The sequence below is a fragment of the Myxococcota bacterium genome (assembly GCA_041389495.1).
Taxonomy (GTDB): domain Bacteria; phylum Myxococcota_A; class UBA9160; order UBA9160; family UBA4427; genus JAWKRT01.
This window is the reverse complement of the sequence record JAWKRT010000001.1, coordinates 474805-498520: the sequence shown is the minus strand read 5'-3', so window position 1 is coordinate 498520 and position 23716 is coordinate 474805. Positions and strand designations below refer to the sequence as shown.

The following is a 23716-nucleotide window of genomic DNA, read 5'->3' as shown; positions in this document are numbered from 1 at the left end:
GCGTGCCCGGGCGTGCAGGCATCCGTCGCGCGGGGCCGTGGCTCGGAGGGCTCGCGCTCGCCGTGCTCTTCGTCCTGCGCCACGCCTCGATCCTCGCGCACCTCGACGCGCACTTCGTCGACTTCGCGCCGCTGCACGGCGGGCAGCTGCTGAACGAGGTCGCGGACACGCGCCTCAACTCGTGGATCCTCGCGTGGGTGCGGCACGCGGTGGCCGAGCGGCCCGCATCGCTCGTCGACGGCTCGATCTTCGACGCCAACATCCACCATCCCGCTCGCGACACGCTCGCGGGCTCCGAGCACCTGTTCGGCGTCGTCGCGCAGCTCGCGCCCGTGCTGCCGTTCACCGACTCGGCCGTCGCCCTCCACCAGGCTGCACTCGCGCTCTCGACCGCGCTGCTCATGGCGACGACCGCGTTCGCCGTGCGCTGGATGACGGGCTCGACGTGGGCCGCGCTCGTCGCGGCCGCGTTCGCGCTCGGCATGCCGTGGCGCGTGACGGAGCTGTCGCACCTCCAGCTCTCGAGCGTGCAGCTCCTGCCCTTCGTGTGGACGGGCGTCGTGCGCGGCCTGCTCGGCGAGGCGCGCGCGCGCCACCACGCGCTGCTCGGCCTGGCCGTCGCGCTGCAGCTGCTCTCGTCGTTCTACCTCGCCTACTTCCTGTCGCTCAGCTGCGCGGTGCTCGTCGCGCTCGTCGCGTGCGTGCACCGGCCGCGGCTGCGCGACGTCGCCGCGCTCGCCGCGGCGGTCGCTCCCGGCTACCTGCTGCTCGTCCTGTCCGCGCTCCCGTATCTCGCGCGCCAGGCGAGCGCCGACCTCGCGTCGCAGTACGACCCGTCCTTCTCGCTCGGCATCGGGGGCGCCTTCTCGATCGTCGCGCCGCGCTGGCCGCACTGGCCCGCGCACTGGCGGCTCGCGAACGAGCCCGCGAGCTACTGGACGCCGTGGGGCGTCGCGCTGCTCGCCGTCGTCGGCGCCGTCTCGGCGCTCCGCGCGCGCGCGCACGCACCGCGCCTGTTCGCGACCGCGCTCGCGCTCGTCGGCATCGTCGCGACGTCGTTCGTGATGATGATCGGCGGCTCGCTCGAGGTCGCCGGCGTGCGCGTCCCGCTGCCGTCGATGCTGCTCGGCGAGGTGATCCCCGGCTTCTCGCTGCTCCGCGGCCCGCCGCGCTGGGGCATCCTCGCGTGCGTCGCATTGCCGATGCTCGCCGGCGCGGGCGTCGCCGCGATCGACGCGCGCGTCGCGCGCGCGCTCGCGCCGATGCGCACGGGCGCGAGCGCGGCCGCGCGCATCGGCGCGCGCGCCGCCGTCGCGCTCGCGAGCGCGGCGACGTTCGCGTGGTTCGCGATCCCGACGGTGCCCGCGTGGGGCGACCCCGCGCTCGTCGCCGCCCGCTACGGCCCGGTGCGTGCGCTCCCCGCCCTCCCCTCGCTCGCCGAGGGCGGAGCGCTGCTCGAGATCCCGTGGCCCGTCGGGCACGCGAACATCGAGTACGGCTCGCGCGCGGTGCTGATGAGCACGCTGCACTGGCGCCCCGTGCTGAACGGCTACACGGGGCACCGGCCGCCGACCTACCGCTTCCTGCAGCGCATCGGCGCGCGCCTGCCCGACCGCGGCGCGCTCGACGCGCTCGCCGACCTGACGCGCCTGCGCTGGGTGCTCGTCGACCTCGACCGCGCGAGCCCGCTCGAGCGCCGCGCGTGGCTCGCGGCCGAGCGCAAGCGCGACGTGCGCGCGCTCCACCGCGACGCGCACACGGTGCTCTACGAGGTCGACGGCTGGCAGACGGGCGGAGGCGCGATGGAGGCGCTGCTCGCGACGGAGCCGCGGCCGACGACGCTCGCGGGGCTCCCGCGCACGCCGCTCGCGCTCCCCGCGCCGGCGGGCGCGATCGACGGGCGCATCGCGCCGCGGCAGGCGGCGAGCGGGCTCTACGACACGTGGCTGCGCGTGCGCAACGACAGCGACGTCGCGTGGCCGGGCTTCGACCTCGACCCGCGCGGGCTCGTGCAGGCCCGGTACACGTTCGCGCCGACGGGCGCGGGCGACGCGCCCGCCGTCACGAAGCTCGCGCCGATCGACCAGGACGTGGCCGCGCACGCCGAGCAGGCGCTGCTCGTGTTCCTCGAGGCGCCGCGGCGCGCCGGCGAGTACGCGCTCTGCATCGACCTCGTGCAGCGGCGCGACGACGGCATCGCCCCTCTCCCCGTCGCGCCGCTCCGCCGCGCGGTCGCCGTCGAGCGCGCGGGCGAGGAGACGGAGATCGGCCGGCTGATCGAGAAGGCGATGCTGCGCGCGGCGCCGATCGCGCCGTGCGGCGCGGAAGCGCGCGAATGAGCGCGTCTCCCGCGAGCGGCGCTGTGCTACCTCCTCGCGCCATGGCGTGCATGCTGTGCGGCGCGACGGCGCCGCGCGCGCTCTTCGCGAAGGAAGGCCGCGACGTCGTCCGCTGCCGCTCGTGCGGCCTCGAGTGGGTCGACCCGATGCCCACCGCCGAAGAGCTCACCGCCTACTACGAGCGCTCGTACGCCGACGGCTCCTACTCGTTCTTCGCCGAGGCGCAGCGCGAGCGCGCCGCGATCGCGCGCCATCGCCTCGGCGTGATCGCGCCGTTCGCGCGCGAGGGGCGCTGGCTCGACGTCGGCGCCTCGTCGGGCGACTTCGTCGAGGCCGCGAGCGCCGCGCACGACGTCGAGGGGCTCGAGCTCTCGGAGACCGCCGTGCGCGAGGCGCGCTCGCGCGGGCTGCGCATGCACTGCGGCTCGGTCGAGAGCTTCGCCCCGAGCGCCCCCTACGCGACGATCACCGCCTTCGACGTGCTCGAGCACCTGCGCGAGCCGCGTGTCTTCCTCGAACGGCTGCGCGGCTGGCTCGCGCCGGGCGGACGCCTCGTGCTGACGCTGCCCGACGTGTCGAGCCTCTACGCGCGCTGGCTGATGCGCCGCCACTGGTTCTACTACCTGCCGCGCGAGCACCTCTTCTACTACTCGCCGGCGACGGCCTCACGCCTGCTCGCCGACGAGGGCTTCCGCGTCGTCGCCGCGCAGCGCGCGTACAAGACGCTGACGCCCGCGTACGCGGCCGCGAACCTGCGGTACTTCAACGCGGGCCTCGGCGTCGTCGCGCGCGCGCTGCTCCGGCTCGTTCCGCGCGCGCTCGCCGAGCGCCCCGTGCGCATGTACCTCGGCGAGATGATGCTCGTCGCCGAGCGCGAGGCCTGACGTGGAGGACGCGCGCGGCGCGCGGCCGCCCCTCGCCGAGCTCTACCGGCGCATGCGGCGCATCCGGCGCTTCGACGAGGAGGCGCTGCGGCTCCAGCGCGAGGAACACCTCGTCGCGGGGCCGCTCCACCCGAGCCTCGGGCAGGAGGCGGCGGTCGTCGGCGCGTGCGCGGCGCTGCGCGCGGACGACACGATGACGGGCAACCACCGCTCGCACGGCCATCCGATCGCGAAGGGCGCCGCGCTCGGCCCGCTGCTCGCCGAGCTGCTCGGCCGCCGCGACGGCGTCTGCGGCGGGCGCGGCGGCTCGATGCACCTCGCCGACTTCGCGGTCGGGAGCCTCGGCGAGTCGGGCATCGTCGGCGCCGGCATCCCGGTCGCCGTCGGCGCGGCGCTCTCCGCGCGCGTGCGCGGCGACGACGCGGTGTGCATCGCCTTCTTCGGCGACGGCGCGAGCAACCAGGGCGCGTTCCACGAGGCGCTGAACCTCGGCGCCATCTGGAAGCTCGGCGTCGTCTTCTTCTGCGAGAACAACGGCTATGCCGCGACGACGCCGCTCTCCGCGGGGACGTCGGTCGCGGACATCGCCGTGCGCGCGGCGGGCTACGGCATGCCGGGCGAGATCGTCGACGGGCAGGACGTCGAGGCCGTGCTCGCGACGACCGCGCGCGCGGTGGCGCGCGCGCGCGCCGGCGAAGGCCCGTCGCTCGTCGAGGCGAAGACCTACCGCTACTGCGAGCACGCCGAGGGCCAGGGCATCCCCGGCACGTACCGGACGGCCGACGAGATCGCGCGCTGGCGCGAGCGCGACCCGCTCGCGATCGCGCGCGCGCGCCTCGTCGCGGACGCGGCGGTCGGCGAGGCCGGCGCGCGCGCGATCGAGGACGATGTCGAGCGCGAGCTCGCCGAGGCCGTGCGCTTCGCGCGCGCGAGCGCGTTCCCGGACGCGGACGAGGCGCTCCGCTCGCCGTTCGCGGACGACGCGCGCGCGCATGCGGCGGGCGGCGCGGAGCGCGCGCGATGAGCGCCGCGGGCACGAACGCCGCGCCGCGCGAGCTCGGCTATCTCGAGGCGATCCACGAGGCGCAGCTCCTCGAGATGCAGCGCGACCCGCGCGTCGTGCTCGTCGCCGAGGACATCGGGCTCATGCAGAAGGAAGGCCCGTACGCCGCGCTCGGCCCGAACCGCCTGTGGAGCGCGCCGATCTCCGAGAACGGGTTCGTGGGCATGGCGGTCGGCGCCGCCATGACGGGGCTGCGGCCGATCGTCGACCTCATGATCTCGAGCCTCGTGTACGTCGCGATGGACGCGCTCGTGAGCCAGGCTGCGAAGAGCGCGGGCCTCTTCGGCTGGCAGACGCGCGTGCCGCTCGTGGTGCGCGCGGCCATGTGGTACGGGCAGAGCTACGCCGCGCACCACTCCGACCGTCCCTATCCCATGTTCGCGAACGTGCCCGGCCTCAAGATCGCGCTGCCCGCGACGCCCGCCGACGCGAAGGGCCTGCTGCTCGCGGCGATCCGCGACGACGACCCGGTGCTCGTGTTCGAGGACCGCAACCTGTGGGGCGCGCGCGGGCCGGTGCCGGAGGGCGATGCGCCGGTTCCGCTCGGGCGCGCCGCGATCCGCCGCGAGGGCGGCGACGTCACGATCGTCGCGCTCGCGGGCTGCGTGCCGCTCGCGCTCGAGGCGGCCGACGCGCTCGCGGCCGAGGGCATCGCGGCCGAAGTGCTCGACCCGCGCACGCTCGTGCCCTTCGATCGCGATGCGCTCGTGCGCTCGGTCGCGAAGACGGGCCGGCTCGTCGTCGCCGACCCCGCGCACCGCACCGGGAGCGCGGCCGCGGAGATCGCCGCGATCGCGGCCGAGGAGGCGTTCGCACACCTGCGCGCGCCCGTGCGCCGCGTGTGCACGCCCGACGTGCAGGTGCCGTTCAGCCCGCCGCTCGAGGCGCAGCTCTACCCGACGGCGGAGAGGATCGCAGGGGCGGCGCGCGAGGTCGTCGGCGCGCCGGCTCCGGGCGCGCAGCGACGTTAGTCGGCGGCGGCCGGCGCCTCGACGGGGTCGAGCCGCACGGGCATCGCTCGCTCGTCGTCGCGTCCGATCGTCCGCACCCATGCGTCGGCGAGGCCGTACTTCGCGCGCAGGAGCTCGTGGATCGCGGGGTGCGGCCCGGGCACGGGCACCGCGCGGTAGCGGCGCGCGACGCCGCCGCGCTCGACGACGACCTCGGGCCGCGCGCGCAGGTTCCGCATCCACTGCGAGTCCGCGCCGTGCAGCCACGCGACGCCCTGCGCGTCGTCGACGATCCAGAGCCTTCGGACGAGCTCGCTGCCGTCGTCGCCGACCGTGCGGACGACGGCGACCTCGCCGGCCGACTCGATCCAGGCCATGTGCGCGAGCGCGAGCACGCCGAGGAGCAGCGCGACACCGACGAGCGCGAGTGCGACACGACGCATGGCGAACCCTCCGTTCCGCCGGCCGGAGCCGGCGGCGTCGGCCCGCCGCGCGCGCGGGCGCGACGGGGCTAGAGCGCGGCGAGCGCGCGCCCGATCGTGTGCGCGCCCGGCGACACCGCCTCGAGCGCGCTGCCGACGACCGCGAGCGCGACCCCCAGCGCGAGCGCGGGCGCGGCCGTGCGGCGCGCCGCGCCCACCATCCAGTGGGCCGGCTCGATGCGCGTCGCGCGCCGGAACGCGCCGGCTGCGATCGCGACGTCGAGCGCGACCTCCCCGAGCAGCACGGGCGCGATCGAGAGCACGTAGCCCGCCGCGCAGATCGCGCCGACGACGAGCGCGGCGGGGAGCACGAGGATCCACGCTTCGTCGAGCCCGCCGGCCGCGTCCGCAGGCTCGAGGCCCGTCGCGACGTCCGCGGCATCGACGTTCACGCGCGGCGGACTCGGAGCGGAAGCGACGAGGTCCGCGTGTGCGGGATACTCCCAGCGCACGACCCAGGCGCGCAGCACGAGGAGGAACACGGCGTAGGCGAGTGCGAAAGAGAGCGCGTAGCGCACGCCCATGTGCAGGACGCCGACCGAGAGCAGGAGGATCGAGGCGAGCAGGCCGAGCACGCCGCTCGTCGCGAGCGCGAAGGCGACGACCGCGCGCGGCGACGCGCGCCGGTGGAGCGCGCGAGCGACCTTCCGGACGAGGCGTTCGCGATCGTCCACGAGACCTCCTCGCGCGGAGCGCAACGGACGCGCGCGCGCGCAACCTAACCGCGGCTCGCACCGGCGGCTACCCTGCGCCGCGATGTCGCACCCGCCCTCGCCGCCCTCGCCGCCTCACTCGCCGCGCGCGCCGAGTGCGCCGCACGCGCCGCACGCGCGCCGCGCGAGCGAGCGCTTCCGCGAGGCGCAGCGCGCACACTTCACCGAGGCCGACGAGGCCCAGTTCCGCTGGACGACGACGGCGCCGGGCATCGCCGAGGCCGAGGACGAGCTGCTCGCGCCCGTCGCCGGGCTGCTGCGCGGGCCGTGCCTCGAGATGGGCTGCGGCGAGGGCAACAACCTCGTGCGCCTCGCGCGCGGCGCGCTCGCCGCGGGCGGCGGGCTCGTCGGCGTCGACCTCTTCCCGCGCAAGCTCGCGTTCGCGCGGCGCGCGCTGCCGGCGGTGCGCTTCGCGGCCGCGGACGCGACGCGGCTCCCGTTCGCCGACGCGAGCTTCGCGAGCGTCTTCGTGCGCGACCTGCTGCACCACGTGCCCGAGCCCGAGCGCGCGGTCGCCGAGGCGGTGCGCGTGCTCGCGCCCGGCGGGCGCCTGTGCGTGCTCGAGCCGAACGGGCGCAACCCGCTCATCCGCCTGCAGACGCACCTCGTCGCGGCGGAGGTCGGCGCGCGCGAGTCGGGCTTCGCGGCGCTGCGCGCGATGCTCGAGCGCGAGCCGCTCGACGGGCTCGCGATCGAGGCCGCGCAGCCGCTCGCGCTGCGGCGCCTGCTCTTCCACTACCGGCTGGGCGCGCCCGCGCTCGCGCGCGTCGGCGCCATCGCCGCGGCGGGCGCGGCGCTCGAGCGCGCGCTCGGCGCGCTGCTCCCGCGCTCGCGCTGGACCTACGTCGTGGCGACCGCGACGCGGCGCGCGCTCACTCCTTCACCGGCCACAGGAAGTTGCCCATGATCGTCTGGTACGCCTCGCACGGCGTCCAGCACTGCGGGCACTCGTAGCGCCAGATCTCCTCCTGCAGCGCCTTCGCCTCGGGCGAGTTCCAGATCGTCGCGAGGTCGTAGTCGACGTCGCGCAGGCTCCCGACCTTCTTGTCGTAGATGGTGCAGGGGTGCACGTGGCCCCACGAGTCGACGAAGCACGACGAGCGCATCGCGTGGCAGCGCATCGGCGTGCGGCCCGTCTCGAGGAAGCGGCGCACGCGCTTGAGGTACTCGCGCTCGAGCACGTTCACCGGGTGGATGCCGTTGCCGCGCAGCTTCGCGTACGCCTCGCTCGCGTCGGCGAGCCGCTTCGGGTCGACGTGCTCGCGCAGCTCGAGATCGGTGTTGTGGAGGTAGGCGCCCTCGTGGACGATGTTCACGTGGAAGTCGTGCGACGTGAGGTCCGGCACCTCGCGCTGTGCGGCCGCGAAGGCCTGCGGGAAGTGGTCGACGTTCGACGCCGACAGCGTCATGCCGAGCACGACCTGCACGCCGGGGATCTCGCGCAGGCGCCGGAACGACTCGAGCTGCCGCCGCCAGCCGCCGTCGACGCCGCGGATCCGGTCGTTCATCGCCTCGTCGCCGTCGCAGCTGATCGTGATCATCAGCCGCTCGGGCTGCATCTTCGCCACTTCGCGCGTGTTCGCGACGAGCTGGTCGGTCAGGTAGCCGTTCGACGGGTAGTGGAGGAGCAGCAGGTCCTTGCAGTTGCGCGTGATCGCGTCGCAGATGTCGACGAAGTCCTTGCGCAGCGTCACCTCGCCGCCCGTCACGTCGATCCAGCTGAAGCGGTTCGAGCGCTCGAAGAAGCGCTGGATCTCGTCGAGCCGCAGCTCGTCGCGCGGCTTCATCTTCCAGATGTTGCAGGTCTGGCAGCGGTAGTTGCACCAGTAGGTGATGCAGAACGTGAGCTTCATCGGGAAGGCGAGCCGCCCGACGTTCGCCTTCGTCGCGCGCGCCGCGAGCTTCGCGTAGGGGACGATCTTCACGACGCCGCGCCCCGCTCGAAGCTCCCGATCGCCTCGAGCTGCTGCGCGATGCGCGCGAGCGTCTCCTCGACGCCGATCGACCGGATGCACACGGGGTTCGTGCAGTAGGAGATCTTGAGGTTGTAGTTCGTGAGGCACGGACTGCAGAAGAGATCCTTGTACATCACGACGTCGTGCGGGTTGCGCGGGCCGTACTGCATCGGATCGGTGGCGCCGAAGAAGGCCGTCACGGGCGTGCCGACGAGGGTCGCGAGGTGCATCACGGACGTGTCGTTCGCGACGGTGAGGTCGGCGCGCCGCAGCATGCCGAGCAGCTCGCCGATCGAGAGGCGGTCGCACGCGTCGAGCGAGTCGTGCTTCATGCGGGCGCGCGCGATGCGCACGAGCTCGCGCTCCTCCTCGCCCTTGCCCGTGAACACGACGCGCGCGCCGAACCGCTCGACGAGCCGGTCGGCGAGGTCGCCGAAGTGCTCGGGCGGCCAGCGCTTGAGCGCGAGCTTGTAGAAGTTGGGGCCGGAGCCCACGTGGATGGCGACGACCGGGCCGCGCCCCGGGAGCCCGCTCCCGGCGAGCAGCCGCTCGGCGGCCGCGACCTCCTCGTCGCGGATGCGGATGTCGAGCGGCTCGGGCGACAGCTCGACGCCGAGCGGCCGCAGCAGGCGCAGGAAGACCTGCGACATGTGGTCGCCGTCGCGGTAGACGACGCGCGTCGTGTACAGGCTGCCGCGCCCCTGGCCGTCGGTGTTGAAGCCGATGCGGCGCGGCGCGCCCGTCAGGAACGCCAGCACCGTCGACAGCTTGATGAACTGCTCGAAGTCGAGCACGAGGTCGTAGCGGCGCCGGCGGAAGCCCGCGAGCGCGCGCACGAGATCCCACGCGAGCCGCGCATAGCTCCGCCCCGAGATCGCGACGACGCGATCGACGAGCCCGCTCCGCTCGAGCAGCTCGCGATTCTCGTCGAGCGAGACGAAGTCGATCTCGGCGTCCGGGTAGGTGCGGCGGAACGCGGCGAGCACGGGCAGCAGCATCGCGATGTTGCCGAGCCCGTAGAGCTTCATCGCGAGCACGCGCCGCGGCGCGTCGCCGGGCGACTCGGGCGACTCGGGCGACTCGGGCGACTCGGGCGCGCCGCCGGGCGGCGGCGTCGTCGCGAGCCGCGCGGGCTGCGGCGGCCCGCCGAGCTTCGCGCGCGCGCTCGAGAACGCGAACAGGACGCCCAACAAGATGGGGCTCACCCACTTGTCGACCTTGCGTCCGATGTTCATGTCGAGCGCCATGCGACTCCGATCCGGCTCCGTTCTGCGCCCGCGCGGGCTCTCGTCTTCGCTGCGGCGCGCTCGCGCCCGCGGCGACGCGAAGGCGCGGGAGGTCCGCGCGTCGCCGGCGCGCGGTGCACGGGCGCGCGGCGCGAGCCGGGCGGCCGAGCATACCACCGCGGCGCTTCGCCCCTCCGTGGGTGCGGCGGGCCCCCGCGCGCGTGACGCGCGCGAGCGCGAGCGAGCCCGCAGCGCCGCGAGCTGCGCACGCCGTGCGCCGCGGCTGCCGGTGCGCGTCGGCGCCGTCGCGCGAGGACGCCGCTGCGCGAGGACGCCGCTGTGCGAGGAGGCCGCTGTGCGAGGAGGCCGTCGCGCCGGGCTCAGCGCCGCCGCGCGTCCGTGCCCGCGCCCGCGTCCGTGCCCGCGCCCGCGTCCGCGGCCGCGGCGCCAGGGGCGCCTTCCGCGTCCCGCGGCGCCTCGGCCGCGCGCGGCGACTCCACTAGTAGATAGGGAGCGCCGCGCTCGAACCCGCGCCGGCGCGCCTCGACCTGCGCGCGCGTCCCGTCCGAGCGCGCGAGCGCGAGCGCGCGGTCGGCCGCCGCCACCGCTTCTTCGAAGCGCCCGTTCGCGGCGAGCGCGACGGCGAGCAGGTCGTGCGACGCCGCGATCCTCCACTTCGCGCGCTCGCCGTTCGCGCGTGCGAGCGCGAGCGCGCGCGCGGGGTCGCGGTCGGCGTCGACGGGCGTCGCCGCGAGGAGCCAGGCGAGCTTGTACTGCATCTCGAAGTCGTCCGGGTCGAGCGCCGCGCTGCGGCTCCACTGGGCGAGGGCGTCGCGATGGCGCGCGTGGTCGTAGTCCCAGTCGCCGAGCACGCGGTGCAGGCGGAAGAGCGCGTCGCGCACCGGGCCGCCGGGCGCGAGCGCGGCGAGCTCCGCGGGCGCGAGCCACGCGTCCGCGGGCGCGAGCGGTGCGAACCCGTCGAGGAGCGCGCGGCCCTCGAACACGAGCACGCCGAGGCGGCGCCGCGCCGTGACCTCGCTCGCGAGCCAGAACGCGGCGCGGTGCCCGGGCGCTCTTCGCAGCACGCCGAGCGCCGTCGCGACCGCGCAGTCGTACTCGAGCAGCTCGTTGCACGCGTTCGCGAGCGCGAGCTCGGCGCGCGGGTCGGCCGGCGGCTCGTGCAGCACGGCGTCGTGCGAGGCCGCGCGGAGCACGTGGCGCGCGAGGGCGGTGCGCGCGGGCGCGTCGCGCCGCGAGGCCCGGCGAAGCGCCGGCGCGAGCTCGCCGTCGCCGACGTCGAACACGCGCCACGTGATGCCGACGCGCGCGTCGGGCGCGCGGTCGCGAAGCCATGCGTAGGCGAGCGGGCCGGGGCCGAGGATGCCGCGCAACGCGGTCGCGCCGACGGCGATGCGACCCGTGCGCGGCGCGAGCGGGTCGGGGTCGATCTCGATCGGGCCCGGGTGTGCGCGCAGCCACTCGCGCAACGCGCCGTCGTGCTGGCCCCAGTCGTAGTTCGAGTCGAGGAGCCACGCGTCGCCGCCGCGCGCGCCGCCCGCGATCGCGTTGAAGTAGGCGAGCCCGTGCGGCGCCGCGAAGAGCGATGCCCCGAGCTGCGCGACGGCGAGCGCGGCCGCCGCCGCGCGCGAGCGCGCCGCGACCGTCGCGAGCCCGAAGCCCGCCATCGCGAACCAGTAGGGATGGAAGGGCAGCAGGTGGCGGATGCCGATGTTGACGCTCGACGCGACGGCGGCGCCCGCGAAGACGGCCATCGGGAGGCCGAGCCAGACGAGGAGCGCGGGGCGGCGCGCGAGCGCGACGAGCCCGAGCGCCGCGCACGCGAGCTCGGACAGCGGCGACTTCACGAGCATCGCGATCGGGAAGTAGCTCCACCAGCCACCGGTCGACGTCTCGCCCATCAGGTAGGCGACGTGGCCGCTCGCGCCGTGCGCGAGCTTCGTCGTCGTCGCGTCGAGGAAGGCTCCGGGAATCCACTCGCCGCGCGCGAGCGGCGCGAAGCCGTAGGCCGCGTGCACGACGAGCAGCGCGACGGCCAGCGCCGCGAGCGCGCGCGGGAGGCCGTGCGCATCGAGCCCGACGGCGGCCGCGGCGTCGCGCCCGAGGCGCGCGCGCGCGAACGCGAGCTGCGCGGCGGCGAGCGGGATCGACGCGAGCCCCTGCACCTTCGTCGCGCACGCGACGCCGAGCGCGAGCCCGAGCGCGAGCCAGCGCGCGAGCGTCGCGCGCTCGGCGACGCGGTGCGCGGCGAGCGTCGACGCGAGCACGGCGGCCGCGACCGGCACGTCGAGCGTGGCGACGGACGCGTGGCCCTGGAACGTGGGCGACGTCGCGAGGAAGAAGAGCGCGCCGAGCGGCGCGACGGCGGCGAGCGCGCCGCGATCGGCGAGCGCGGACGCCGCGTCGCTGCGCGGAGCGCCGGCCGGCTCCTCGCGCGCGAGCCGCCGCACGAGCGCGAGCAGCGCCGCGCACGCGAGCGCGCCGGTCACCACCACCACGAGGCGCGGCGCGAAGAGGCCCTGCGCGCCGAACGGCGCATAGCCTCCCGCGCCGAGCCAGGCGGGGAGCGCGACCGCGAGCTCGCCGAGCGGCGGGTTGCCGAGGCCGCCCGCGAAGCGGCCCGTCTCGAGGAAGAGGAAGCCCGCCGGCACGTGCACGGCCGTCTCGTCGGGAACGCCCGAGTGCACGCGCGCGGACGCGACGGCGACGGCGACGAAGAGGGCGACGAGCGCGAGGGCCGCGAGCGCCTCTGCGCGCGTCGCGCGCGCCGGACGGTGCGAGGCGGCGGGCGGCATCGGCCGGCGAAGGTAGCGGCCGCGCCGCGCGATCGTCGCACCGCGGTGCGGGCGTTCGGGTAGGCTGCGCGGCCCGGCGCGCCCGCGCGCGCTTCTGCGAGGAGCCCGCCCGCATGTCGATCGCCCTCTCCGCACTCCGCCCCGCCGCCCTCGTCCCCGCGCTCTGCGCGCTCGCGCTCGCCGCGTGCGCGGGCTGCGCATCGCACGGCGGCGCGCACCACGGCATGCGCGCGACCGGCGCCGACGGCGTCGCGATCGACCTGCCCGGCCCGTCGCGCACGGAGGTCGGCACCGAAGGCGGCGAGATCCCGGTCCCGTACGGCGCGCCCGCCGGCACCGCGGACGGCGGCGACATCCCCGTCCCCTACACGTCGCTCGACGTCGACGACGAGGACGGCGACTTCGCGTTCGTCGTCGTCACCGATCGCACGGGCGAGCACCGCGACCACGTGTTCCGCGACGCGATGCCGAAGGTGAACCTGCTGCGGCCGGCCTTCGTGATCAGCGTCGGCGACCTGATCGAGGGCTACACGGAGGATCGCGGCGAGCTCGGCGCCGAGTGGGACGAGTTCGAGGGCTTCACGTCGACGCTGCGCATGCCCTTCTTCTACGTGCCGGGCAACCACGACATGAGCAACGACGTGATGGCGCACGTCTGGCGCGAGCGCTTCGGGCCGAGCTTCTACCACTTCCGCTACAAGGGCGCGCTCTTCCTCGCGCTCAACAGCGAGCTCTTCAGCATGGTGAGCAAGCCCGGCCATTCCGTGGGCGGGCCCGACACGCAGGCCGCGCAGATGGCCTACGTCGAGCGCGTGCTGGCCGAGAACCGCGACGCGCGGTGGACGTTCGTGTTCGTGCACCAGCCGTTCTGGGACTCGCCGCGCATCCACCCCGACTGGCTGCGCGTCGAGGAGCTGCTCGGCGACCGCGACTACACCGTCTTCGCCGGGCACATCCACGCCTACACGCTGCACCGCCGCCACGACCGCAACTACGTCACGCTCGCGACGACGGGCGGCGGCAGCCCGATGCGCGGGCTCCTGCACGGCGAGTTCGACCACGTCGTGCAGGTGTCGGTGCGCGGCGACGGCCCGTCGATCGCGAACCTCGACGTCGAGGGCATCCAGCCCGTCGACGTGCGCGACGACGCGCTGCGCGCCGCCGTGCAGCGCGTCGAGGGCGCCGTGCGCGCGCAGCCGATGCGCTTCGCGGGCGAGCGCTTCCGCGGCGGGGAGGTCGAGTTCCAGCTCCACAACGACGGCGACGCGCCGCTCGCCTACGAAGGCGTGTTCGAGGAGAGCCGCGACCTCGCCGCGAGCACGCCGCGCGTCGCGGGCACGGTGCCGCCCAACTCGGTCGTGCCCGTGCGCGTGCCGCTCGTCGCGAAGCGGCCCGTCGCCTACGAGTCGCTCGCGCCCGCGCGCATGCGCTGGGAGATCTCGACCGCCGGCCCGCGCGGCGAGGACGTGCGCGTCGACGTGCGCTCGTCGATCGCGCCCGAGCGCGAGTTCGCGTGCGGCGGCGGCGCACAGATCGACGTCGACGGCGACCTCGGCGAGTGGGCCTCGCTCCCGTTCTCGAACTGGACGCCCGCCGTCGTCGAGCGCCCGCGCTTCTTCGGCGGCCCGAAGGACGCCGCCGTGCGCTTCGGCGTGCGCTGCGACGCCGACTACGTGTACCTCGGCTTCGACGTCGCCGACGACTCGATCGTCGCGAGCCCCGACCGCGTCGCGCGCGAGCAGGACGGCCTCAGCATCTCGATCGACGCCCGCCCCGACCCCGCGCGCTCCTCCGGCGGCCAGGGCTTCTTCGCCGCCCTCGCCGACGGCTCGCTCTCGAAGGTCATCATGCTAGGCGCCGGCCCCGAGCCCAGCCCGACCCCCGACCCCATCTTCTCGGTCTTCCTGCCGAAGCCGCCCGAAGGCGTGCGCACCGCCACGCGGCGCACCGACACCGGCTACGCGGCCGAGCTCGCGATCCCGACGAGCGCGCTCGACGCCATGGGCGGCGGCCACTTCGACGCCTTCCGCCTCGACGTCTCCCTCAACGACTTCGACGAAGGCGAGCCCGGCCACGCGACGCTGTGGTGGAAGCCGTCGCGGTTCGGCGAGCAGGCGATCCCGGGCTCGGGGACGTTCGAGCGGAAGTGAGGGTGGCAGGGCGCGGCGGTGGCCCGCGCGACGCCTACCCCCGCGGCCGGAAGTTCACCAGCGTGTGCCCATCCACGTCCTCGAAGCAGACTTCGAGCGGCATGTCGATCGCGAGGTCTTCGAGCGCGCAGTCGACGATGTTGGCCGTCATGCGCGGGCCTTCTTCGAGCTCGACGATGCCGATGGCGAAGGGGGCCTTGTGGGCGAGCGCGGGGTCGTGGCCGATGCGGTCGACCGTGAAGGAGTGGAGCGTGCCGAAGCCGCTCGCGCGCTCCCAGCTCCAGTCGTCGCCCAGGCAGTGCGGGCAGCGCGTGCGCGGGTAGAAGAAGAAGCCGTCGCGCGGGCAGCGGGGCAGGACGAGGCGGCGGTCGCGCGCGGCGTCGAAGTAGGGCTGCGTGGTCGGGTTCGGGATGGGGAGCGGGCGGCCGTCGTCGCTCGCGTAGCGGATGCTCGAGATCATCACTCGCCCTCCAGGATGAGCGCGACCTGCTCCGCGAGCATGCCGCCGGTTCCGTTGGCGTAGGCGAGGTCGCAGCGGGGGAGCTGGCGCTCGCCGGCGCGGCCCTGGATCTGGCGCACGGCCTCGGTGATGTGCGAGAGGCCGCCGGCCGAGCCGCCCTGCCCCATGCCGAGCTGGCCGCCGTGCGTGTTGAGCGGCCAGTCGCCGCCGTCGAAGCGCAGGTCGCGCTCCTCGACGAAGGCGCCGCCCTCGCCCTTCTTGCAGAAGCCCGCGTCCTCGATCGTGAGCAGCACGGTGATCGTGTAGCAGTCGTAGATGCCCGCGTAGTCGACGGCGCCGCGCTTCGCGCCGGCCATGTCGAAGGCGCGCTCGGCGGCGACGCGGATCGGCGTGTCGAGCAGGTCGGGCGCGTACGTGATGCTCTTGTGCGTGAGGTGCTCGGCGTAGCCGGTGACGAGCGCCGGGCGGTGCGGCGTCTTCTTCGCGCGCTTCTTCGTCGTGACGACGACGCCGCCGCCGCCGAAGCAGGGCATCACGATCTCGAGCAGCTTGATCGGGTCGGCGACGCGGCGCGACTCCATCACGTCCTGCACGTCGATCGGCTTGCCGCGGAACATCGCGAGCGGGTTCGCCTGCGCGTTGTGCCGCTCGTGCACGGCGATCTTCGCGAGCGTCTCCTCGCGGAGCCCGTACTTCGCCATGTAGCGCTGCGCGGCCATCGCGAAGCTCGGCGTCGCGGCGACGAGGCCGGCCGGGATCTCGAACTGGCCCTGCGGCGAGCCCCAGGCGTCGCCGCCGAGATAGGCGGGCATCACCATCTTGCTGCCCATGCCGCCGCCGGCGGGCGGCGGGGGCGGCGGCACCGACGGCACGAGCACGAGCACGACGTCGCACAGGCCGAGCTGCACGGCGGCGGCGGCGCGCCAGATCATGCCGGCCGCGGTCGCGCCGCCGAGGTCGACCACCTCGTTGAAGTGCGAGCGCACGCCGAGATACTCGGCGACGGCGGACGGCGCGAACATCGGCGAATCCATCGCGCCGCCGATCACGAGGCCGTCGACCTCGCCCTTCTCGATGCCCGTGTCGTCGAGCAGCTCGCGCGCGAGCTCTGCCATCGCCTCCATCGTGAACATCGGGCGCGTCCACACGCGCTCGGGCTTCCACTCCGTGAGACCCGCGATCGCGGCCTTGCGCAGCGACATCGGCTTCCGCTCCTTTCCTTCTTCCTTCGGGCGCGCGAACGACTACGGCATGAGCTCGCCCGCGTTCACGAGCAGCGACTGCCCCGTGATCATGCGGGCGCGATCCGAGCAGAAGAAGACGACGGCCTCGGCCACGTCGTCGTCGGCCGGCATCTCGCCGAGCGGCATCTTCGCGACGATCTCGGCGAGCACCTCGTCCTCGGTGACGCCGCGCTGCTTCGCGGCGCCGCGGACGTAGGCCTGCACGGGCGGGCCCCACATCCACGTCGGGATCACGGTGTTGACGCGGATGCCGAGCGGGCCGAGCTCGTTCGCCATGAACTTCATCGCCGTCATGAGCGCGCCCTTCGACGACGCGTAGGCGACCTGCGAGGGGCCCGGCAGCTCGGACGACTGCGACCCGATCAGCACGATCGAGCGGCCGCCCTTCACGCCCGGGTCCTTCATGTGCTCGGCCGCCGAGCGCACGAGCGTCGCGAGCCCGAAGACGTTGACCTCGAACGTCTTGCGCCAGGCGTCGACCGGCGTGTCGAAGATGCCGCCGAAGACGGTGTCGAGCGCCGCGACGTTGACGAGCGCGTCGATGCGCCCGAAGCGGTCGATCGCCGCGTCGAAGAGCGAGTCGCACGCGTCGCCGTCGGTGACGTCGGCCGTCTTCCACGCGATGCGCTCGCCGGTGGGCGCGACCTCGTCGGCCACGGCCTCGAGGTTCTTCTGCGTGCGCGCCGCCAGCATGACGTTCGCGCCGTCGCGGTGCGCGCAGCGCACGATCTCGCTGCCGAGCCCGCTTCCGACACCCGTCACGACGACGGTCTTGCCTTCGAGGATCAACGCTCTCCCTCCTTCTCGCTCGCGCCGCATGCGCGGCGCGCGGTCTCTCGCGCGGCGCTCAGCCGCGCGGCGCGGGCTCGTACCAGATGGGCGACGTCCACGCGCGCTCCTGGATCGTCTTCGGGACGGCCGGGTCGCCGCACGACGGCGGGCGCCGCTCGGCCGGGAGCGCGTTGCACTCGTACGTGCTGTAGCGACACGTCGGGTTCTCGACCACGCGCGCGTAGTAGACGGCGCCCTGGGCCGGGTCGAACGCGTCGTCGCGCCAGGTGCCGCAGAGCGCGTCGTGCCCGGGGCCCGACGTCGCGCACGACGCCGTGTCGACGGCGGCGTCGTTCGGCCCGCCCGCGACGTCGACGACGCGCTGGTGCAGCACGCCGCCCTCGCCGGGCCACGCCTTCACGATCTGGATGCGCTGGAGCTTCGCGCCGGGCTTCGCGGGCGTGCCCGGGTCGCGCGCGGCCTGCACGAGGAAGACGGGCGCCGCGCCGTCGCCCGGCCGCGGCGCGAGGTCGCGCCCCATCGGCACGCCCTTCGCGTAGCCCGTCGCCGCCGGCCGCGCGGACTCGCACGCACCCGCGCCGAAGCCGCCGCCGCCCTCCGCGGTCGCCCACGCGCCGAAGAAGCGCGGCGCGATGCGCGTGCCGCTCGTGCCGAACGTCTCGCGCCGCTCGAGCGCCGCGAAGATCGACTCGCGCGAGTTCTCCTCGGCCCACACGCCGACGAGGCCGCCCGGGTTCGACGCCACCTGCGAGATCGCGAGCTCCATCTTCACACCCGCGAGCCGGCCCTCGGGCGTCGCGTCGCGCATGCCGGCCGCGCCGGGGAACGAGCTCTCCTCGACGTCGCCCGGGTTGCCGTTGTGCGTGTCGGTGCTCGCGATGATGCCGAGCTTGAACGGGTTCACGCCGAGCCGCGCCTGCTCGGCGACGCCCTGCGCGAGCGCATAACGGACGAAGTCGTTGCGCGAGCGGCAGCCGCGGCCGGCGAGCGCGCCCTCGCCCGTGCCGTCCTCGCAATCGGGCGGGTCGCCGACGCGGAACTTCTCGAAGTCGCACAGCTCGTCCGCGCCACCGGCGACCTTCCACATGCCGTTGCGGCACTCCGAGTCGCCCTTGATCTGCATGATCTCGACCAGCCGCTCGACGCGCGCGCGCAGCGCCGCCTGCTTCGCCTGCTCGGGCACGGTCGACGCGCCGGGATAGTCGAGCGCGAACATGTGGCCGTTCGAGAGGTTCGAGTTGTGCGGAATGGCGACGACGCGACAGCCCGTGCCCGCATCCAGGCACTCGTTCGCGAGGCGCTCGCGCATGCGGTGCGGCTCGGGCTCGTCGGCCGCCGAGATCGGCGTCGGCGGCACGACGTCGTTCGCGAACACGATGTTGCGGTGGATCTTCGTGAGCCGCGGCGTGAGCGAGTACTCGTAGGCCTTGAACGTCGTGAAGCGGCACGCGTCCGTCGTGTCGTTCCAGCGGTCGGCCGCGGCCTGCGTCTCCTGCCAGACGGTGCGCGCGGCGTCGGCGCAGCGCGCGCCGTCCTCGCCGCAGATCGTGTCCGGGTGGCCCTGGCCCTTGTCCATCCTCATGTGGTCGGCGACGGTGCGCCCGTAGAGCGCGGCCGAGCGCGACATGATGCCGTCGAGCGGCTCGCCGTTCGCGCCGATGCCGCGGAAGCCGCGGCAGTACACCGAGTCGTACACCTCGCTGCCCGGACGCGTGCACACCGCGACCTCGCCGAAGAACTCGGAGTGGTCGGTCACCGCGGCGAAGTCGAGCGGGCGGTCGATGCGGATCTCGCGCGTCATCTCGCCCTTCGCGTCGAGCGGCGGGATGCGGATCGCGCCGCCGCTCGCGAAGCGGTACGCGTCGTCGGGCGTCGTGCGCTGGTCCATCGTGTAGGCGTCCATGGACCAGCCGGTGTGGACGTGGAAGTCGCCGTAGAGCGGGCGGCGCAGCTCGTCGTGCGCAGCGCACCGGCCCGCGGCGGCGGCGGGCGGCGCGGGCTCGGCGCGCGCGACGCCGGCGAGCGCGATCGCGACACCGGCCGCGAGGAGCGCGGCGGCGGGGGTCGGCGTGTCGACGCGTCGGTGCATGGCGGCTCCTCCCGTGTCCGCCGCTCGCGACCGCGCGGCGACGCGCGCGCATTGTAAGCTGCGCGCGGCGGCGAGCGGGGAACGAAGCCCGCGCGCCCGCGCCGCGGAGCGGAGGGCCCCGCGGCGCTTCGCGCACCCGGCACCTCGAGGACACTTCCATGGGCACGCCTCCCGGCTCTTCCGGCTCCTTCGCCGCGGCTCCGCTGCCCGCGCTCGAGCGCGTCGCGAACTTCCGCGAGCTCGGCGGCCTCGCGACGCGCGACGGCCGGCGCGTGCGGCGCGCGCGCGTCTTCCGCAGCGGCCACTGGGGGCGCGCGAGCGCGGCCGACGTCGCGGCGCTCGACGCGCTCGGCGTCGCCGTCGTCGTCGACTTCCGCTCCGAGAAGGACGTGGCCCACGAGGGCGCAGACCGGCTGCCCGACGGCTGCGCGCACCTCCACCTGCCGACGGCCGACCCCGCCGCACACCTCGACACGCGCGACATCATCCTCTCGGGCGACGCCGCGCTCGTGCGCGCGCACTTCGGCGACGGACGCGCGGAGCGGTCGATGCGCGCGAGCGCCGAGAAGCTCGCGGTCGAGCGCACGGACGTCTTCGGCGCATTCCTCGCGAAGCTCGCCGAGCCGGGGTGCCCGCCCGCACTCTTCCACTGCTCGGCCGGCAAGGACCGCGCGGGCTGGGCGGCGTCGTGCCTGCTGCTCGCACTCGGCGTGGGCGAAGACGACGTCGTCGAGCACTACCTCGTCTCGAACCGCACCTACGACGCCGCGATGCAGCACGGCGCGCTGCCGGCGCTCCCCGACGAGGTGCTCGCGCTCGTGCGGCCGCTGCTCCAGGTGCGCGCCGAGTACGCGCACGCCGCGATCGGCGCCGCGCGCGCGCGCTTCGGCACGCTCGACGCCTACTTCCGCGAGGGGCTCGGGCTCGCGGACGAGCAGCGCGAGCAGCTGCGCGCGAACTGGCTCGAGCCCGCCTAGCGAGAGCCGCTCGGAACGCCCCGCGCGACGCTAGGCGCCCTCCTCCCGGAGCTTCTCGATCACGTCGTCGGTGAAGCGGCGCACGACGTCGATGCGGTGGCCGAGGTCGTTCGCGTTCCCGCCGTAGAAGTGCCAGGGCCAGACGACGGCGTCCGTGATGCCCATGTCGCGCAGGCGGCGGAAGCCGTCGAGGTCGTGCACGTCGATCGCGAGCCCCTTCACCTCGAAGGGCGCACCCTTCGGGCCGAGCTCGGCGCGCAGCGCGCGCACGCGCTCGACGAGCGGCGCGAGCTCCTTGCTCGTGACGTTGGCCGAGATCCAGCCGTCGGCGATGCGCGCCGCGCGGCGCAGGGCGCCTTCGGCGTGGCCGCCCACGTAGATCGGGATCGGCTGCTTCGGCACCGGCGCGATCTGCAGCTTCGGAAAGCGGTAGAACTCGCCCTCGTGCTCGACGAGCGCGCCGCTCGCGACCTCGCGGATGATCTCGATCATCTCGGCGCTGCGCGGCCCGCGGCGCTCCCAGCGCTCGCCGCACACCTCGTAGTCCTCGGGCCAGGGCGAGAGCCCGACGCCGAGGCCGACGCGCCCGCCCGACAGCACGGCCGCCGTCGTGATCGACTTCGCGAGCAGCAGCGGATGGCGCACCGGGAACTTCATCACGTTCGTGTAGAAGTGGATGCGCTGCGTGACCGCGGCCATCGCCGGGATCACGGCCCACGGGTCGAGGAAGGGCATCTCGGGGCCCCACCAACGCTCGCCGTCCTTCGTGTACGGGTACTTCTCGCGGATCTCGTCGAACCAGAAGAGCCCGTCGGCGACGCAGATCGCGTCGAAGCCGCTCGCGTCGGCGGCCTGCGCGAGCGGCAGGTAGAAGCCCGGGTCGCAGAACGAGACGGTGAGCGTGAACTTCACGGGGTTCTCCGTGCGCGCGATGGCGCGCGCCGTGGTGCGACGTCGGCGCGTCAGCCGTCCGTCGACAGGAGCTCGAGCAGGTTGCCGTCCGGGTCGGTGAAGTAGACCGACTGGCCCATCGCGCCGTCGGCCGCCGGGCGCGGCACGGGGCCGAGCACGACGTCGACGCCCGCGCCCTCGAGCATCGCCTTCGCGTCCGCGATCGGGCCGTCGAAGCGGAAGCAGACGTCGGCCGAGCCGGCCGTCGGCACGCGCGCGTGCGGCGCGGCGGGCTTCGCGGCCGGGTGCACGGAGAGCCGGCTCCCGCCCACCTGCAGCATCGCGACCGGAATGCGGCCCTCGCGGAACATCTCCTCGTAGAGCGACTCGGCGCCGAGCACGCGCTCGTAGAAGCGCAGCGTGCGGTCGACGTCGGCGACCGTGATGGCGAGGTGATCGAGCGCGCGCACGGGCACGGAGCGACTCCGGTCGGGGGGAGCGCAGCGTATCATCGCCGCCCGCCGGCGAGGGAGGAGACGCGCGTGGACTTCGAGACGATCCGGTACGAGAAGCCCGAGCCCGGCATCGCCGTCGCGACGCTCGCGCGCCCCGACAGGCTCAACACGCTGACCGCGACGCTGCTGCGCGAGCTCGATGCCGCCGTCGACCTCGCCGAGCGCGACGACGACGTGCGCGTGCTCGCCCTCGCGGGCGCGCCGCGGCCCGACGGGCGGCCGTGCTTCAGCGCGGGCGTCGACGTGCGCGCGTTCGAGGCGGGCGACGGCGTCACCGAGGAGGCGGGCTTCGCGCTCACCAACCGCATCGACGACCTGCTGAAGCCCGTCGTCGCCGTCGTCGACGGCGTGTGCAGCACGGGCGGCGCCGAGCTCGCGCTCGCGTGCGACCTGCGCATCGTCGGCGAGGCGGCCGAGATCAGCGACTGGCACCTGAAGAAGCTCGGCACGGGGCTCGGCGCGTGGGGCGGCGCCACGCGCTGGGCGCGCCTGCTCGGCGTGCAGCGCGCGAAGGAGGTGATCCTGACGGGCAAGGTCGTGACGGGTGCCGAGGCCTACCGCATCGGGTTCGCGAGCGAGCTCCACCCGTCGGCCGCGCTGTGGGAGCGCGCGATGGAGACGCTGCGCGCGATCGCCGCGATGGATCCGCGCGGCCTGCGCCTCACGCTCGCGCACCTCGACCGCGCGCAGGACATGAGCCGCGACCAGGCGCTCCGCTGGGCGCAGCTCGCGCCCGACTGGCTCGGCGTGCGCGTGCGCGCGGACGAGCTCCGGGGGAAGGTGCTCGGCGGGCGGCGCGAGCCGGACGGCGACGCCTAACGAGCGCCGCCGCCGAGCTGCCGCTTCATCTCGAGGCGCGCGACCGTGCGCCGGTGCACCTCGTCGGGGCCGTCGGCGAGCCGCAGCGTGCGCGTCTGCGCCCACGCGTTCGCGACCCAGAAGTCGCTCGACACGCCGCCGCCGCCGTGCGCCTGGATCGCCTGGTCGAGGATGGCGAGCGCCGTGTTCGGCGCCTTCACCTTGATCATCGCGATCTCGGCGCGCGCGACCTTGTTCCCCACCGTGTCCATCATGTGCGCGGCCTTGAGCGTCAGCAGCCGCGCGCACTCGATGTCGATGCGCGCGTCGGCGATCCGCTCCTCCCACACCGAGTGCTGGTAGATGGGCTTCCCGAACGCCGTCCGCTGCGCGAGCCGCGCGCACGTCATCTCGAGCGCACGCTCGGCGACGCCGATCGCGCGCATGCAGTGGTGGATGCGGCCCGGCCCGAGACGCCCCTGCGCGATCTCGAACCCGCGCCCCTCGCCGAGCAGGATGTGCGAGGCGGGCACGCGCACGTTCTCGAAGAGCACCTCGGCGTGGCCGTGCGGCGCGTCGTCGTAGCCGAAGACGCTGAGCGGGCGCAGCACGGTGACGCCGGGCGTGTCCACCGGCACGAGGATCATGCTCTGCTGTGCGTGCAGCGGGCCGTCGAAGCTCGTCTTGCCCATGACGATCAGGATCCGGCAGCGAGGGTCGTTCGCGCCGGACGTCCACCACTTGCGGCCGTCGACGACGTAGTGGTCGCCGTCGCGGCGGATCGCGGTCTCGATGTTGGTCGCGTCGGACGACGCGACCGCGGGCTCGGTCATCGCGAAGGCGGAGCGGATCTTCCCGTCGAGGAGCGGCTCGAGCCACTCCTTCTTCTGGGCCTCGCTGCCGTAGCGCTCGATCGTCTCCATGTTGCCCGTGTCGGGCGCCGAGCAGTTGAAGACCTCGGGCGCGAAGCCGACGCGTCCCATCTGCTCGCACAGCGGCGCGTACTGGACGTTGGTGAGGCCGGCGCCGTACTTGCTATGCGGGAGGAAGAGGTTCCACAGGCCGGCCTCGCGCGCCTTCGCCTTGAGCTCCTCCATCAGCGGCGGCGTCTGCCAGCGGTCGGCCTGCGCGGCGTGCTGCTCGTGGTAGGCGCGCTCGTTCGGGTAGACGTGCTCGTCCATGAACCGCCGGAGCCGCTCGAGCGCCTGCTTCGTCACGTCGTCGTAGTCGAAGTCCACCGTCCGCTCCTCGTCGGGGCGCCGCGCGCCGGAACGGGCGGCGGGCGTCGGCATGGTCGCGCATTCCCTCGCAGATTCGAAGGGTTGTGCCCGTTCGCCCCGGTCGTTTGCGGCGTAAATTTACGATGTAAGATACG

Annotated in this window: 20 protein-coding genes; 8 read left to right on the top strand and 12 right to left on the bottom strand. The window is 74.7% G+C overall.

Features of this window, described 5'->3' with window-relative positions:
- Positions 1–2 precede the first annotated feature (2 nt).
- Genes R3E88_02225 through R3E88_02210 form a run of 4 tightly spaced genes read left to right on the top strand, consistent with a single transcriptional unit; the run spans position 3 to position 5257 of the window.
- The gene (locus R3E88_02225) at positions 3–2339 is read left to right on the top strand and encodes a hypothetical protein (GenBank protein MEZ4215266.1); all 2337 of its coding nucleotides are present in this window, start codon (positions 3–5) and stop codon (positions 2337–2339) included.
- Between the two features lie 41 nt (positions 2340–2380).
- Positions 2381–3223 (top strand): class I SAM-dependent methyltransferase, encoded by an 843-nt coding sequence (locus tag R3E88_02220; protein ID MEZ4215265.1) that lies wholly within the window; start codon positions 2381–2383, stop codon positions 3221–3223.
- Between the two features lies 1 nt (position 3224).
- Complete coding sequence (locus tag R3E88_02215; protein ID MEZ4215264.1) at positions 3225–4247, top strand: thiamine pyrophosphate-dependent dehydrogenase E1 component subunit alpha; 1023 nt, start codon at positions 3225–3227, stop codon at positions 4245–4247.
- Positions 4244–5257: a transketolase C-terminal domain-containing protein gene (locus R3E88_02210; protein MEZ4215263.1), complete on the top strand. Its 1014-nt coding sequence runs from the start codon at positions 4244–4246 to the stop codon at positions 5255–5257. The genes R3E88_02215 and R3E88_02210 overlap by 4 nt, the downstream gene beginning before the upstream one ends.
- On the opposite strand, the gene R3E88_02205 is transcribed toward R3E88_02210, so the two are convergent.
- Positions 5254–5679 (bottom strand): hypothetical protein, encoded by a 426-nt coding sequence (locus tag R3E88_02205; GenBank protein ID MEZ4215262.1) that lies wholly within the window; start codon positions 5677–5679, stop codon positions 5254–5256. The two genes, R3E88_02210 and R3E88_02205, sit on opposite strands and share 4 nt — an antisense overlap.
- Positions 5680–5747: 68 nt before the next feature.
- On the bottom strand, positions 5748–6392 hold the full coding sequence (locus tag R3E88_02200) for a hypothetical protein (GenBank protein ID MEZ4215261.1): 645 nt from the start codon (positions 6390–6392) through the stop codon (positions 5748–5750).
- Positions 6393–6474: 82 nt separating this feature from the next.
- On the opposite strand from R3E88_02200, the gene R3E88_02195 reads away from it, so the two are divergent.
- On the top strand, positions 6475–7338 hold the full coding sequence (locus tag R3E88_02195; protein MEZ4215260.1) for a class I SAM-dependent methyltransferase: 864 nt from the start codon (positions 6475–6477) through the stop codon (positions 7336–7338).
- Here the strand turns inward: R3E88_02195 and R3E88_02190 are convergent.
- From R3E88_02190 to R3E88_02180, 3 genes are all read right to left on the bottom strand, one after another.
- Positions 7304–8356, bottom strand: a complete 1053-nt coding sequence (locus tag R3E88_02190) for a radical SAM protein (GenBank protein MEZ4215259.1) — start codon at positions 8354–8356, stop codon at positions 7304–7306. The two genes, R3E88_02195 and R3E88_02190, sit on opposite strands and share 35 nt — an antisense overlap.
- The gene (locus tag R3E88_02185; protein MEZ4215258.1) at positions 8353–9633 is read right to left on the bottom strand and encodes a glycosyltransferase family 9 protein; all 1281 of its coding nucleotides are present in this window, start codon (positions 9631–9633) and stop codon (positions 8353–8355) included. Before R3E88_02185 ends, R3E88_02190 begins: the two co-directional genes overlap by 4 nt.
- Positions 9634–9992: 359 nt before the next feature.
- Positions 9993–12425, bottom strand: a complete 2433-nt coding sequence (locus R3E88_02180; GenBank protein ID MEZ4215257.1) for a hypothetical protein — start codon at positions 12423–12425, stop codon at positions 9993–9995.
- A 113-nt stretch (positions 12426–12538) separates the two neighbouring features.
- Between R3E88_02180 and R3E88_02175 the strand changes: the two genes are divergently transcribed.
- Complete coding sequence (locus R3E88_02175) at positions 12539–14575, top strand: metallophosphoesterase (protein MEZ4215256.1); 2037 nt, start codon at positions 12539–12541, stop codon at positions 14573–14575.
- 34 nt (positions 14576–14609) lie between these two features.
- On the opposite strand, the gene R3E88_02170 is transcribed toward R3E88_02175, so the two are convergent.
- Genes R3E88_02170 through R3E88_02155 form a run of 4 tightly spaced genes read right to left on the bottom strand, consistent with a single transcriptional unit; the run spans position 14610 to position 19160 of the window.
- Entirely contained in the window at positions 14610–15035 is a 426-nt protein-coding gene (locus tag R3E88_02170) for an OB-fold domain-containing protein (GenBank protein MEZ4215255.1), read from the bottom strand.
- Positions 15035–16237 (bottom strand): thiolase family protein, encoded by a 1203-nt coding sequence (locus R3E88_02165; protein MEZ4215254.1) that lies wholly within the window; start codon positions 16235–16237, stop codon positions 15035–15037. Before R3E88_02165 ends, R3E88_02170 begins: the two co-directional genes overlap by 1 nt.
- Positions 16238–16279: 42 nt before the next feature.
- On the bottom strand, positions 16280–17098 hold the full coding sequence (locus tag R3E88_02160) for an SDR family oxidoreductase (GenBank protein MEZ4215253.1): 819 nt from the start codon (positions 17096–17098) through the stop codon (positions 16280–16282).
- Between the two features lie 28 nt (positions 17099–17126).
- The gene (locus R3E88_02155) at positions 17127–19160 is read right to left on the bottom strand and encodes a DUF3604 domain-containing protein (protein ID MEZ4215252.1); all 2034 of its coding nucleotides are present in this window, start codon (positions 19158–19160) and stop codon (positions 17127–17129) included.
- A 158-nt stretch (positions 19161–19318) separates the two neighbouring features.
- On the opposite strand from R3E88_02155, the gene R3E88_02150 reads away from it, so the two are divergent.
- Positions 19319–20137 carry a tyrosine-protein phosphatase gene (locus R3E88_02150; GenBank protein ID MEZ4215251.1) on the top strand — a complete coding sequence of 273 codons (819 nt, stop codon included), beginning with the start codon at positions 19319–19321 and terminating at the stop codon, positions 20135–20137.
- A gap of 30 nt (positions 20138–20167) precedes the next feature.
- On the opposite strand, the gene R3E88_02145 is transcribed toward R3E88_02150, so the two are convergent.
- Both R3E88_02145 and R3E88_02140 read right to left on the bottom strand, forming a co-directional pair.
- Positions 20168–21049 carry a TIGR03619 family F420-dependent LLM class oxidoreductase gene (locus R3E88_02145; GenBank protein ID MEZ4215250.1) on the bottom strand — a complete coding sequence of 294 codons (882 nt, stop codon included), beginning with the start codon at positions 21047–21049 and terminating at the stop codon, positions 20168–20170.
- A gap of 50 nt (positions 21050–21099) precedes the next feature.
- On the bottom strand, positions 21100–21504 hold the full coding sequence (locus R3E88_02140; protein MEZ4215249.1) for a VOC family protein: 405 nt from the start codon (positions 21502–21504) through the stop codon (positions 21100–21102).
- A gap of 66 nt (positions 21505–21570) precedes the next feature.
- On the opposite strand from R3E88_02140, the gene R3E88_02135 reads away from it, so the two are divergent.
- Positions 21571–22362, top strand: a complete 792-nt coding sequence (locus R3E88_02135) for an enoyl-CoA hydratase/isomerase family protein (GenBank protein MEZ4215248.1) — start codon at positions 21571–21573, stop codon at positions 22360–22362.
- Here the strand turns inward: R3E88_02135 and R3E88_02130 are convergent.
- Entirely contained in the window at positions 22359–23579 is a 1221-nt protein-coding gene (locus R3E88_02130; GenBank protein MEZ4215247.1) for an acyl-CoA dehydrogenase family protein, read from the bottom strand. The genes R3E88_02135 and R3E88_02130 overlap by 4 nt on opposite strands.
- Positions 23580–23716: the final 137 nt, after the last annotated feature.

Coding starts and splice junctions, on each gene's coding strand:
- R3E88_02220 (MEZ4215265.1), top strand. CDS start 2,381: ATGGCGTGCATGCTGTGCGGCGCGACGGCGCCGCGCGCGCTCTTCGCG.
- R3E88_02210 (MEZ4215263.1), top strand. CDS start 4,244: ATGAGCGCCGCGGGCACGAACGCCGCGCCGCGCGAGCTCGGCTATCTC.
- R3E88_02205 (MEZ4215262.1), bottom strand. CDS start 5,679: ATGCGTCGTGTCGCACTCGCGCTCGTCGGTGTCGCGCTGCTCCTCGGC.
- R3E88_02195 (MEZ4215260.1), top strand. CDS start 6,475: ATGTCGCACCCGCCCTCGCCGCCCTCGCCGCCTCACTCGCCGCGCGCG.
- R3E88_02185 (MEZ4215258.1), bottom strand. CDS start 9,633: ATGGCGCTCGACATGAACATCGGACGCAAGGTCGACAAGTGGGTGAGC.
- R3E88_02180 (MEZ4215257.1), bottom strand. CDS start 12,425: ATGCCGCCCGCCGCCTCGCACCGTCCGGCGCGCGCGACGCGCGCAGAG.
- R3E88_02175 (MEZ4215256.1), top strand. CDS start 12,539: ATGTCGATCGCCCTCTCCGCACTCCGCCCCGCCGCCCTCGTCCCCGCG.
- R3E88_02170 (MEZ4215255.1), bottom strand. CDS start 15,035: ATGATCTCGAGCATCCGCTACGCGAGCGACGACGGCCGCCCGCTCCCC.
- R3E88_02165 (MEZ4215254.1), bottom strand. CDS start 16,237: ATGTCGCTGCGCAAGGCCGCGATCGCGGGTCTCACGGAGTGGAAGCCC.
- R3E88_02160 (MEZ4215253.1), bottom strand. CDS start 17,098: ATGCGGCGCGAGCGAGAAGGAGGGAGAGCGTTGATCCTCGAAGGCAAG.
- R3E88_02155 (MEZ4215252.1), bottom strand. CDS start 19,160: ATGCACCGACGCGTCGACACGCCGACCCCCGCCGCCGCGCTCCTCGCG.
- R3E88_02150 (MEZ4215251.1), top strand. CDS start 19,319: ATGGGCACGCCTCCCGGCTCTTCCGGCTCCTTCGCCGCGGCTCCGCTG.